The sequence below is a fragment of the Parafrankia irregularis genome (assembly GCF_001536285.1).
Taxonomy (GTDB): domain Bacteria; phylum Actinomycetota; class Actinomycetes; order Frankiales; family Frankiaceae; genus Parafrankia; species Parafrankia irregularis.
The window spans coordinates 444,328-456,100 of record NZ_FAOZ01000005.1 but is presented as its reverse complement, the minus strand read 5'-3'; the positions used below and the strand labels follow the sequence as shown (position 1 = coordinate 456,100).

The window sequence follows — 11,773 nt, the reverse complement described above, 5'->3', positions numbered from 1 at the left end:
CATGCTGCCAGTTCCGCGTGAACTCGGCAGCTGCGAAGGATGACGATGTGAGGTCATCGTGTGGACTGGTTGTGTCGCGCAGGAAGCGATGATGGTCCGTGTTGACATTGTTCGGTAAAGGCTGGGCGGGGGCGTCCCCGCCGTTAACGGGCGGGAAACAGAAACGAGCGACGATCGACGGCGTGGCGCCAACTTCCGGGCCGATCAGGGACGGGTGCGCCCCGCATGATCCCCATCACGGCATGTCGGAACCCGCGGGCGAGGTCGACCTGGTGGGCGCCGAGCGGGTCACCTATCGGGTGAGCCAGCGCTTCCGATACACCTACGACGGAGCCGCGACGGATCTCGACCACCGGCTTGTCGCCGTGCCGCCCGTCCGCCACGGCGGTCAGCTGCGGCGTTACATGGACCTGCGGGTCTCCGCGCCCCAGGCGCGCACGACCTGGCAGCGTGGGCCGGACGGGCTGCAGGTGGCCAACATCAGGATCGACGTCGTCCCGCCGACGCTGGACTTCGACATCACCGTGGTCGTGGAGCGGGTCGCCGACCTCGGCTGGCCGGAGCTTCCGGCGTCCGCGCTCAGCAGCCGCCGGCTGCTCGCCCCGACCCCGCTCACGACGCCGACCGCCGCGATGGTCGACGCGGCCCGCTCGTTGGCGAGCTCCGACCCGGTCGCCACGGCCCGTCGTGTCTGCGGCTGGGTGTATCAGCGCATCGAGTACGTATCGGGCAGTACCGATGTGGGGACGACCGCCGCCCAGGCCCTCGCCGGCGGGTCCGGGGTGTGTCAGGACCAGGCCCACATCATGATCGCCATGTGTCGGGCGGTCGGGATCCCGGCGCGCTACGTGTCCGGGCACCTGGTGGGCGAAGGGGCTTCGCACGCCTGGGTCGAGGTGGTCGTGCCGAGCGGTGCGTTGTCGTCCGGCGGTGCGCTGTCGTCGAGCGGTGCACTGTCGTCGAGCGGTGCACTGCCGTCGAGCGGTGCACTGCCGTCGAGCGGTGCGCTGCCGTCGGGCAGGGCGGTGCCGCGGGGTGGGGCGCTGTCGCCGGGTGGGGCGGGTGCGGTGGCGGTGCCGTTCGACCCCTGTCACGACCGGACCGCTGATCTGCGTTATGTGACGGTCGGGGTCGGGCGTGACTACCAGGACGTTGCGCCGACCTCCGGCCGTTACGTCGGCGTGGGGCGTGGGGCGCTGGTCGCCACCCAGCGGGTCGACGTGGTCAGCGTGGTCCCTCCCGCCGCGGCCCCCGCCGCCTCCGCGACCCCCGCTGTTGCCGCCACGGTCACCGAGTGACCTTCGGACGCTTCTTCTGGTTGTCCGAATCCGGCTGTTCGTGACGCCGAGATCTGGCGGGAATGGTCGTCGACGCGCCGCGCGCACCACAGGTGGACACTCTTTGTGTTTGCCCGATCACAAGATACGGTGACGCGAGGCGCTCTCCGACGAGCTGGTCACTCGGCGTCGAATGGTTGATCGGGCAGGAGATGCCCGGTTCGCGGGAGCGCCCGACGAGCGCGCCGCGGTCGCTCACCGCGGTCAGTGACCCTCGTGGGGCGTCGAACCGTCAGGTCACGGCCCAGCCGCGACGCGCCGTCTCCAAAAACAGCCGCCATGCCCCTGCTCGCAGCCGGCGCGGCCCGTCGAGGGCCAGCGTGCGGGGAATCCGGCCCACGGCCGGCGGGTGACCGGACCACCGGCCGCAGGGGAGGAGGGTGGGCGTGCCGCTGTTGCTCGACGGCACCGCGATCGTGTCAGCACTTGCCGCCGCGACCGGCTGCGTCTGGAAGGGCCGCCGGCTTGGACGGGCACACGGCAGATGGCTGATCTGGGCCGCGGTGGCCCTCGTCGCCTGGACCGCGGGCCAGTCGGTCTGGCTGCTGCAGGCCGGGCCGGCTCACGGGGGTAGCCGACATCGGCTGTCGCCAGCCGATGTCGGCTACCTGGCCATGCCGGTGCTCGCCCTGGCAGCCCTCTCCGCCGCGCCCACGGCCAGACCGCGCCGGCCGGTGAGCCAGCCGGACCTGCCGCCGCTTCCCCCCGGAGTGCCCACGGGCGGGGCCGGTGGTGCGGGCGGTGCGGGCGGGTTCGGCGGCACGGGTGGGTTCGGTGGTGCGGGCGGGCTCGGTAGCGGGATCGTGGGCGGCGGGTCCGCCGGCCTGGTCGACCGTTTTCTGCTCGCCTGCTCGGTGCTCCTCGTCGGCTGGGGGCTTGGCGTACGCCCGGCGCTCACCGCCGCGGACGACGGTTGGGGACGGTTCGTGGCGATCGTCCGCCCGGCCGAGGTCGTGGTGCTGGTGCTGGTGTCGCTGCACACCGCGGCGTTTCGTCGGCTCACCGATCGCGTCCGCGTCCTCGCGGTGGCAGCCGGGCTGGTTCTGCTGGCCGCCGCGACATCGCTGGCACATAGTGCCAGCGGCCAGGACGGTGCCACCGGCCCGGACGCACCGGAGCTCCTCATCGGGATCATCTCGATCGCCGGCTGTGCCGTGGTGCTCGCGGCCGCGTGGCACACAGCCGGCGTCATGCCGCGCGGGCAGGCCGGCCTCGCGCTCGCCGATGGTGGCGACGGAGCGGAGGGCCGGACACTCCTCGTGGTGCCGACGCTGCTGGCCGGGGCCGCGACCGCGGTCGTGCTCACCGGGGTGGCCAGCGGCCATCGGCCCGACGGCGTCGAGATCGGGCTGGCAGCGGCCCTGGCGACCGGGATGGTCGCGGATCGTCTGGAGGCTGCCCGAGCTGGGCGTCGGCTCGTGCTGCGGGTCCGTGCCGCTGAACGGGAGCTGCACCATCGTGCGTTCCACGACCCGCTGACCGAGCTTCCCAACCGAGTTCTGTTCCAGCACCGGCTGCGCGGGCTGCTGTCCGACCGCCGGCGGGCCGCGGGTCGGGGGTCGGGTGCCGGGTCGGGATCCGCGTCCGGGGCCGGGCCCGGTGCCGATATCGCCATCCTGTACTGCGATCTGGACGACTTCAGCGTTCTCAACGACAGCCTCGGGCCCGCGGCCGGTGACCATCTGCTGCGCACGGTCGCGCAGCGGCTGCTGCACTGCGTCCGCGCGACCGATCTCGTCGCCCGCATCGGGTCGGACGAGTTCGCGGTGCTCATGGCTGGTGGTGGCGAGTCACCCGAGGTCGTGGGTGCCCGGGTGCTGGCGGCGCTGCGCCGCCCGGTGTCGTTCGGTGGCCGGCAGCGGTCGATCCGCGCCAGTGCCGGACTCGCCGTCGCCCGCCGCACGCACGAGACGGGGGAGGCACTGCTGCGGCATGCGGAGACCGCCGTGCAGGTGGCGAAATGCTCGGGCCGGGACCGGCTGGTGACCTACCGCCCCGGGATGGCCTCACCCGAGGCCGGTGCACACCTCGCGGACGCGCTGGCGACCGCCCTGCGCCGCGGCGGGAGCTCCGCCGGCTTCGACGTCCACTACCAGCCGATCGTCCGGCTTCGCGACGGGCGGGCGGTGGCCCTGGAAGCGCTGGCACGGTGGACGGACCCGGGCCGCGGTCCGGTTTCCCCGGGCACGTTCGTCGCCGCCGCGGAGAGCGGTGGCATGGTCGGGCTCCTGGACGACCTGGTGCTCACCCGGGCCTGCACCGAGGTCGCCCTCGCCTACCCGACCGGTTCCCAACTGCGCCTGCACGTGAACGTCTCGGCCAGCCGGATCGGTGACACCCGGCTGCGTGACACGGTCGCCAGGGTCCTCGCCGCGAGCCGTCTCGACCCGCGGCGCCTCGTGGTCGAGGTCACCGAGACCAGCCGGATCACCGACCTCGCCGCGGCGGCGGACGTCCTGACGGAGGTCAAGGAGCTCGGGGTGACGATCGCGCTGGACGACGTCGGCGCGGGCAACACGAACCTGGCTGTGCTGCACCGGCTGCCGGTGGACGTCGTCAAGCTGGACCGCACGCTCATCGACCCGCCGATGGACGGCAGCCGGTACTCCAACCTGCGTCGATCGATGATCGACGTGGCGCATTCACTGGGCGCGGTCGTGATCGCCGAGGGCATCGAGCGGGAGGCCCAGCTCGTGGAGCTGGACCGGCTCGGCTGCGAGCTCGGTCAGGGCTTCCTCTTCGCCCGGCCGGGGCCGCTGTCAGGGCTGGCCACGATCGAGGAGCCCACGGTCACGATCCCGAGCGGGGGGCCCGCGGCCACCTTCCCGGCGGATCAGCGGTGGCGTCGACCATCCTGATGGCGGATGGTTCGTGTGGTTCGCCTGCGCCGGCCGCCGTCGCGCGGGCGGGGCGGGACCAGGCCGAACACCGTGGCGGCGGAGCCGGAGCCGGCCCGGTTGACGGTGCCCCCGGCCAGCACCCAGGCACCGGCTGGGGGAAGCGCCGCGAGATTGGTCAGGTTCTCCAGGGATATGCGGTGTTCGTGGAAGAGCTCCCTGGAGACCGCGAATGTCTCGTCCGAGCCCGGATCCGGGCCGAAGGTGTCCGAGCCCAGAGCGCCCCGTCGCCCGAGCCGTCCGGTGCCGATCAGCCAGCGGACGGCGTCCAGGCCGAAGCCCGGCTGGCGCAGGCGGCCGTGCCGGTCCAGGTTCGCGTAGGCGGGGGTGCCCCAGCGGTCGGCCCAGCCCGTCCAGGCGATGACGGCGGCCCCGGCGGGAATCCGGCCATGCTCGCGCTCGAAGGCCGCCAGGTCGCCCAGCGTCACCCGGTAGTCGGGGTCCGCGGCCGCGGCGGCCCGGACGTCGACCCGCACGGCGGGCAGGAAGAGGTCCGCGGGGCTGAGGTCGTCGGCGAGGGCGCCACCGGGCTCGAAGTGGCCGGGTGCCCCCCAGTGCGTTCCGGTGTGCTCACCGCAACTCACCTGCTGCAGGTAGTAGCCGTCCTCGTTGATCGTCGCCGCGGTGGTCAGCGTGAACTCCGGGTCCCCCGGGAAGATCGGCGTCGTCGCCGGATCATGGATGTGGGCGAGGCTCACCACCGTGAGCTCGTCGAGCCCGCCGCGGGAGACCGCCGCGGCGCGCGGGGTGCTCACGCCGCGCTGCGCGGCGACGGGTCGGCCTTCAGCACCCGCCTCGTCGCCGGGCCCAGCCCGAGTGCGCGGGCGTCAGCCAGATCGGAGACCGTGTCGACATCGCGGCGCAGCCCGGGAACCTGGTCGCGCAGGATCCCGGTGAGGTCGGTGGCTCCCGCGTCGCGGTGCGCCCGGAAGCTGCCTGACCCGAACCGCGGGCGCAGCTCGGTGCCGGGCGCCGCGCTGAGCAGCACGGTGCCGGTGCCGACGGCGTCCGCGAGCACGGCGTGGCCGGTCGACGGCGCGACCGTCAGCGCACGGCGCAGCTCCTGTGGCCGCAGCGCGGGCAGGTCCGCGGAGAGGGCCGCCGTCCCCCATCCCGGATGCAGCCGCCGGGCGAGTGCCGCGGCATGCGCGAACGCCGGGTTAAGCCCGCTGCGCGGCTCGTCCGCGGCTACCAGCAGACGTCCCACCCGCCTCACGGATCCGTCGGGCCTGCCGGGGCGGTGGAGGTCGACGTCGACGTCCACCGCCACTGCCACCGACGTGGACGTGGACGTGGACGTGGCGGCGGGGTACGCCTTCGCGAGGTCGGCCAGGGCTTCGCGGGCCGAAGGGTCGTCGGTGACGACGATGACCGAGCCCACCACCTCGGCGTCGACGTCGAGGATGGCCGCGGTGGTGTCCAGCGCCATCGCCAGGGCCAGCGCGCCGCGATCGGGATGGTCGAGCCGGGACTTCGCGGCCTGCAGCGGTTTCAGCGGTACCAGCACGACCCATGGCGGCATCGTCTCGGCGGACTGCACAGCGCAGACGATAGGCCATCGGGAGCGGCGAAGGCGCCGTGGCGGGCTGGGGCTGCCCCCGGGGCCGGCCGGCGCGGCTGACGCCGCGTGGCTGCCCGCGACGCGTCCGGCGGCTGGCTCGGGCCGGGCAAAGGCGCCCGGATCGGTCCGAACGCGGCCGGAACGTACGATCGGTGGCGTAGGCCTCGCGCGGGTCCGTGTCCCGCCACCGCGCGACGAACTCGACAGGCTTCCCGGCGCTGAGCAAGACTTCGCGTTCATGAGACGACCGTGGCGGGGCGGCCCCGGGATCACACTCGCCGCGGCAATGATCCTGCCGCTCTCGCGACTGCTGACCCGGCGGCGTTGGTCCGGTCAGGAGAACATCCCCGCTTCGGGTGGTGTCATCCTGGTCGCGAACCACCTCTCGACGGTGGACCCACCCCTGCTCGCGCACTATGTGTATGCCACCGGGCGTAACCCCCGGTTCATGGCGACTAGCGAGTTGTGGGAGGTTCCGATCCTGCGCCACGTGCTGGCGAGTGCCGGCCAGATTCCGGTGTACCGCCGGGATCCGAGCGCGCAGGATGCCTTGCGCGACGCGATCGCCGCGCTGCGGGCCGGGCGGGCCGTGGTCATCTATCCGGAAGGTGGGATCACCACCGATCCGGACTACTGGCCGAGCAGGTCCCGCACCGGTGTGGCGAGACTGGTCCTCGCCACGGGCGCGCCGGTCATCCCGGTGGCCCAGTGGGGTGCACAACAGATCTGGGGAAAGGACCGCCGGCTGCGGCCGCTCCGCCGCCCGGAGATCCGGATTCATGCTGGGAGAGCTGTGGATCTGGCTCGTTTCGCCGAACGGTCCCGCATGCTGCCTGGAAACGGGGCGACGGGCCGTGGCGATGCTGCCGGTGGTGAGGCCGCGGGCGTTGAGGCCGTGGACGTTGAGGTGGTGGACGTTGAGGCCACGGGTGGTGCGGCTGTGAGCGTTGAGGCCACGGCTGGTGCGGCTGTGGACGGCGGCGCCGACAGCGCGCGGCTGCTACGTGAGGTGACCGACGCGGTGATGGCGGATCTGCTCGTCGAGCTGGAGCGTCTGCGCGGCGAACCGTGCCCGCGGCGCCCCGGGCTCGATCAGGTCCTTCCCGTCCAGCCCGATGCCCCGGCCGCTGCGTACCCGAACCCGAGCCGGGAGCTGGCACAGCCCCGGGACCTGGCGCCCGGTGGCGGCGTCGGCGGGGATCCGGCCGCGCCGGGGGAGCGGCGGTGAGGCGCGCGGCGGTGCTCACCGCGGGTTCCTGGGGCACGGTCTTCGCGAAGGTGCTGGCCGACGCGGGTGCGCGCGTCACTCTGGTCGCCCGGGACCGGGAGGTCGCGGACTCCATCAACGGCCGTCATGTGAACCCCCGGTACCTCGACGGCGTCCGGCTTCCTGACCAGGTGCGCGCCACGGTGCGGCCGGAACAGGCGTTGCGTGACGCCGAACTGGTGGTTCTGGCGGTGCCGTCGCACGCGCTGCGGTCCTGCCTGCTCGACTGGGCGCCGATGGTGGGGCCGGGGGCCGTCTACGTCAGCCTGATGAAGGGCATGGAAGCCGTCACCAGCCACCGGATGAGCGAGGTGATCGCGCAGACGGCCGGCGTGGGCCCCGATCGCATCGCCGTCGTCAGCGGTCCGAACCTGGCGCGCGAGATCGCCGTCGAGCACCCCGCCGCCACCGTGGTGGCCAGTTCCTCGGCGGCCACCGCGCACCAGGTCCAGAGCGCCTGCTGGACGCCCTACCTTCGGCCCTACACCAACGGCGACGTCGTCGGCTGCGAGCTCGGCGGGGCGGTGAAGAACGTGATCGCCCTCGCGGCCGGGATGCTGGAGGGCATGGGCTTCGGCACCAACAGCCAGGCCTCGCTGATCGCCCGCGGGCTGGCCGAGACGATGCGGCTCGGCGCCGCGCTCGGCGCCGAGCCGATGACGTTCGCCGGGCTCGCCGGGCTCGGTGACCTGGTCGCCACCTGCGGATCCCCGCTCTCCCGGAACCGGACCTTCGGTGAGCGGCTCGGCCGTGGGATGACGTTGGAGCAGGTGCTGGCGCAGCAGCTCCAGGTCGCCGAGGGCGTGCGGTCCTGCCGGCCGCTGCTGGCGCTGGCCGAAGGCCTCGGAGTGTCGATGCCGATCACCCGCCAGGTCGAGCGGGTGCTCTATGAGGGCCTGCCACCGCTGGAGGCCGTCAAGGACCTGATGAGCCACGAGCCCGGCCCGGAGTACCGCCCCCGCTAGCAGCGAGGGCGGTGCTGCCGTTGCCGTTGCCACTGCGAGCCGTTGCCGCTGCTGCTGGCGACCAAGGTCTGAGGATCTTGGTCGCCGGAGTGCCCGTCGCGAGATCCCGAGCCTCGGGCAGCCGTTGCTACCGAGCAAGCGTTGAGGATTTTGGTCGTCAGGACAACCAAAATCCCATGATCTTCAGGCGGCGATCTCGGTCGTGCCCACTCCGACGCCTGGTCAGGAGGCCGTGGCCGGCGGCGTGGGCTGGACGGCGTCCGCGGGCCGGGTCTCGATCAGGGCGCCGATCGAACGCAGCTTCCCGACCGGGTCCTCGTAGCCGCGTTCCAGGAAGCGGGTTCCGCGGATCAGGCTCGACCCCTCGGCGACCAGGGCGGCCATCACGTAGGCGAAGCCGGCCCGCAGGTCGGGAATCTCCAGATCGGCGGCGCGCAGCGGGGTCGGCCCGCTGACGACGGCCGAGTGCTCGAAGTCCCGGGAGGCGAACCGGCAGGCCTTGCCACCGAGGCAGCTGGTGGACAGTGCGATGTCGGCACCCATCTCGTTGAGCTGGCGGGTGTAGCCGAACCGGTCCTCGTAGATCGTCTCGTGGATGACCGACGCACCCTTGGCCTGGGTGAGCAGCACCGTCAACGGCTGCTGCCAGTCGGTCATGTAGCCCGGGTGGACGTCGGTCTGCACATGGGTGGCGGTGAGCTCACGTGCCCGGTAGAAGGTCAGGCCGTGCTGGCTGACCTCGAACTCCCCGCCCAGGCGGCGCAGGTGGTTCAGGAACGTCGCCACGTGCTCCTGGCGTGCTCCCACGACGTCCACCCGGCCGTTCGTCGCGACCGCCGCGGCCGCGAAGGACGCGACCTCGATCCGGTCCGGGATCGGGGCGTGGTGCGCGCCGTGCAGCGACTCGACACCCTGCACCACGATCGTGCGGTCGACCTCGACATCGACCAGCGCGCCCATCTGCTGCAGGAAAAGGATCAGGTCGATGATCTCGGGTTCCACCGCGGCGTTGGAGATCACCGTGGTGCCCTTGGCCCGGACCGCGGCCAGCAAAAGGTTCTCCGTGGCCCCGACGCTCGGGAACGGCAGGGTTACCTGCGCCCCGTGCAGGCCGAGCGTCTTGACCTCGACGGACCGGAGCTGCTCGATGATCTCGGCACCCATGGCGCGCAGCCCGACCAGGTGGAAGTCGACCGGGCGCTTGCCGATGCGGCACCCGCCGGGGAGCGGGACGACGGCCTCGCCCACCCGGTGCAGCAACGGACCCATCATCAGGATGGGAATGCGGTTGACGCCGGAGTAGGCCTCCGAGAGGGAGGCGTCGACGATCGTCGGTGTCGCCACCCGCACCGTCTGCGCGTCCAGCCATTCGACCTGCGTCCCCAGCTCCGCCAGCATGCCGAGGACGACGTCCACCTCGACGATGCGTGGGACCCTGGTGAGGGTGCACGGCTCCGGAGTGAGCAGGGTGGCGACGAGGAGCTTGGTGACCGAGTTCTTGGCTCCGGAGACCTCGACGGAGCCGGTGAGCGGTGCGCCGCCGGCGATCGTGTACCAGTGCGGGTCCGGGAAGGGGTGCCTGCCGGCAGCCGCGCCGGGGCCGGAAACGGTGCTGTCGCCCGAACCCGCGGGAGTGGTCAGACCGGAACCGGTTTCCCTCACGAGGTGCCTCCACGGCGATGGGTCGGATGTGCAAGAATGCAAGGTTCGTCACATCTCATGGTGCGTCGCGCTCTGCTGTGCACCTGGTACTTGAAGTCGGGGAGATTCAATCAGACGACGCCATTGGTCTCACGGGCTCCGCCGGCTCGGTCTCGCGGGTGGGGCCGAGGGCCTGGGCCGGCCGCCGGGTCAGGTAGGCGTGGTCCACCGGGCCGATGCCCGCCCCGAGGGGGAAGCCCGCGGCGAGCGCCCCGGTCACGTAGGTCTTGGCGGCCCTGACCGCGGAGGGTACGTCATCACCGCAGGCCAGGCGGGCCGCGATCGCCGAGGCGAGAGTGCAGCCGGTGCCATGCGTGTGGATGCGGGGCAGACGAGGAGAGCGCAGCTCGTAGCTGGCTGAGCCGTCGGTGAGCAGATCGACCGCGTCGCCGGGCAGGTGGCCGCCCTTGACGAGCACCCAGGTCGGCCCGAGGGCCAGCAGGGCGTCGGCGGCGCGGCGCAGGCCCGTCTCGTCGACGACGTCGACGCCGGTCAGCAGTCGCACCTCGTCCAGGTTCGGGGTGACGATGGTGGCGCGGGGCAGCAGCTCGCGACGCAGGACGTCCACCGCGTCGGTGGCCAGCAGCGGGTTGCCGTGCTTGGAGACGCCGACCGGGTCGACGACGCTCGGCACGGACATCGTGGCCAGCTCCTGCGCCACGGTCTCGACGAGGGCGGCGGAGGAGAGCATCCCCGTCTTGACCGCGTCCAGGCCGATGTCCTCGGTGACGGCGCGGATCTGCGCCCGGACCGCTTCAGGAGGGAGGTCCCAGACGCCGTGCACGCCGACCGAGTTCTGTGCGGTGACCGACACAACGGCGCTCATGCCATGCACACCGAGTGCGAGCATCGTCTTCAGGTCCGCCTGGATGCCAGCGCCGCCGCCGGAATCGGAGCCGGCGATGGTCAGCACCCGCGGCGGGGCGGCATCCGGCGGTACTGCTGGGGTCATGCGTGGGGATCCTCACAGTGAGGGCCAAAGCGGGCGTAAGAGGCCTGGAACGGCCGAGTTCGCCGCCCGTGGAGTGCGGTTCCTCCGCGCCAGTCGGGCGATCAGAGCAAATTCCTCGCCTCAGACCCTCTCATCCGGCCCGTTTGCCTGTTACCTTCTGTCAGCCCGTGTCTGCTCGACGGGCTGTCGACGTCCGACGAGGGAGCGTCTGTGGTACACGCGTATATCCTTATCCAGACTGAGGTCGGCAAATCGGCGGCGGTGGCCAAGGAGATCGAGCAGATCCCGGGGGTCACCCAGGCCGAGGATGTCACCGGTCCGTACGACGTCATCGTCCGCGCGCAGGCGTCGAGCGTAGACGACCTCGGCAAGCTGGTGATGTCCCGGGTCCAGTCGGTGGACGGCATCACCCGAACGCTGACATGTCCGGTGGTCCACTTCTGAGGGCAGGCTCCCCAGGGCAGCGAGACTGCCCGTCACCAGGGTTCCCTGGGCCCGTGGGGCCGGAGGAGAGCGCGTGACAGGGAGGCCGCGGCTTCGTCTGTTCCGCCTCGCCGGTCCGCTCGTCGTCGCCGGGGCGGTGTCCGTTTCCTGCGGTGGTCCGGGGCCGGTTTCGATCACCGGGGCACCGACCCCGGCGGTCGGAGACCAGGCGGCCTGCGCCGCGCTGATCGCGGCGCTGCCCGATTCGCTCGGCGCAGGCCTGGATCGCCGGGAGGTGAAGCCTCCCGTCGACAGCGCGGCCGCCTACGGAGCGAAGCCGGATGCTGTTCTCACCTGTGGTGCAACAGGTGTCGCGGCCAGCTACCGGCCGACCACGGTGCTTTCCGCGATCGACGAGGTCGGCTGGTTCACCGAGGCCCTCGGTGACCGGATCAGGTACTCGACGCCGACCAGGACCCCCCAGGTGGTGCTGACACTGCCGGCGGGCCAACAGGCCTTCGAGGTCCTGGTCGCGCTGGCGCCGGCCGTGCGGGAGCACACCGAGCCCACCGCGGGCACGGAGGGTTAGCCGAAGAGCGGCGGTCACGATCGGCACGAGGTGCGCCGACCGGCACCGTCGTGCTGAGACCTCGGTGGTGGCCCACGACCG

General features: G+C 72.3%; 10 protein-coding genes. 6 read left to right on the top strand and 4 right to left on the bottom strand.

Translation table 11 applies throughout. The annotated features are described in order from the left end of the window. Window positions 1-242 precede the first annotated feature (242 nt). Together AWX74_RS11010 and AWX74_RS11005 are read left to right on the top strand one after the other, a co-directional pair. A complete protein-coding gene (locus AWX74_RS11010; protein WP_091274526.1) occupies window positions 243-1,298 on the top strand; it encodes a transglutaminase family protein in 1,056 nt (351 codons plus the stop codon). 425 nt (window positions 1,299-1,723) lie between these two features. After that, complete coding sequence (locus AWX74_RS11005) at window positions 1,724-4,195, top strand: putative bifunctional diguanylate cyclase/phosphodiesterase (RefSeq protein ID WP_091274523.1); 2,472 nt, start codon at window positions 1,724-1,726, stop codon at window positions 4,193-4,195. Here the strand turns inward: AWX74_RS11005 and AWX74_RS11000 are convergent. Both AWX74_RS11000 and cofC read right to left on the bottom strand, forming a co-directional pair. Then, window positions 4,171-4,989, bottom strand: coding sequence for a cyclase family protein (locus AWX74_RS11000; protein ID WP_091274520.1), 819 nt, complete (start codon window positions 4,987-4,989; stop codon window positions 4,171-4,173). The two genes, AWX74_RS11005 and AWX74_RS11000, sit on opposite strands and share 25 nt — an antisense overlap. Next, the gene (gene cofC / locus AWX74_RS10995; protein WP_091274738.1) at window positions 4,986-5,774 is read right to left on the bottom strand and encodes a 2-phospho-L-lactate guanylyltransferase; all 789 of its coding nucleotides are present in this window, start codon (window positions 5,772-5,774) and stop codon (window positions 4,986-4,988) included. Before cofC ends, AWX74_RS11000 begins: the two co-directional genes overlap by 4 nt. A gap of 259 nt (window positions 5,775-6,033) precedes the next feature. On the opposite strand from cofC, the gene AWX74_RS10990 reads away from it, so the two are divergent. Together AWX74_RS10990 and AWX74_RS10985 are read left to right on the top strand one after the other, a co-directional pair. Then, window positions 6,034-7,023 (top strand): lysophospholipid acyltransferase family protein, encoded by a 990-nt coding sequence (locus tag AWX74_RS10990; protein ID WP_226931263.1) that lies wholly within the window; start codon window positions 6,034-6,036, stop codon window positions 7,021-7,023. Next, window positions 7,020-8,027 carry an NAD(P)H-dependent glycerol-3-phosphate dehydrogenase gene (locus AWX74_RS10985; protein ID WP_193209823.1) on the top strand — a complete coding sequence of 336 codons (1,008 nt, stop codon included), beginning with the start codon at window positions 7,020-7,022 and terminating at the stop codon, window positions 8,025-8,027. The genes AWX74_RS10990 and AWX74_RS10985 overlap by 4 nt, the downstream gene beginning before the upstream one ends. A gap of 222 nt (window positions 8,028-8,249) precedes the next feature. On the opposite strand, the gene murA is transcribed toward AWX74_RS10985, so the two are convergent. Together murA and thiD are read right to left on the bottom strand one after the other, a co-directional pair. After that, window positions 8,250-9,689, bottom strand: coding sequence for a UDP-N-acetylglucosamine 1-carboxyvinyltransferase (gene murA, locus AWX74_RS10980; RefSeq protein ID WP_091274517.1), 1,440 nt, complete (start codon window positions 9,687-9,689; stop codon window positions 8,250-8,252). A gap of 106 nt (window positions 9,690-9,795) precedes the next feature. Further along, entirely contained in the window at window positions 9,796-10,680 is an 885-nt protein-coding gene (gene thiD / locus AWX74_RS10975; RefSeq protein WP_091274514.1) for a bifunctional hydroxymethylpyrimidine kinase/phosphomethylpyrimidine kinase, read from the bottom strand. A gap of 210 nt (window positions 10,681-10,890) precedes the next feature. Here thiD and AWX74_RS10970 point away from each other — a divergent pair, with 210 nt between their 5' ends. Further along, window positions 10,891-11,124 (top strand): Lrp/AsnC family transcriptional regulator, encoded by a 234-nt coding sequence (locus AWX74_RS10970; RefSeq protein ID WP_006545173.1) that lies wholly within the window; start codon window positions 10,891-10,893, stop codon window positions 11,122-11,124. A gap of 73 nt (window positions 11,125-11,197) precedes the next feature. Then, window positions 11,198-11,692: a DUF3515 family protein gene (locus AWX74_RS10965; protein WP_091274512.1), complete on the top strand. Its 495-nt coding sequence runs from the start codon at window positions 11,198-11,200 to the stop codon at window positions 11,690-11,692. The last annotated feature ends 81 nt before the right edge of the window (window positions 11,693-11,773 follow it).

What these genes read in the sequence shown, in the direction of transcription:
- AWX74_RS11010 (WP_091274526.1), top strand. Translation starts at nt 243, where the DNA reads ATGTCGGAACCCGCGGGCGAGGTCGACCTGGTGGGCGCCGAGCGGGTC.
- AWX74_RS10990 (WP_226931263.1), top strand. Translation starts at nt 6,034, where the DNA reads ATGAGACGACCGTGGCGGGGCGGCCCCGGGATCACACTCGCCGCGGCA.
- thiD (WP_091274514.1), bottom strand. Translation starts at nt 10,680, where the DNA reads ATGACCCCAGCAGTACCGCCGGATGCCGCCCCGCCGCGGGTGCTGACC.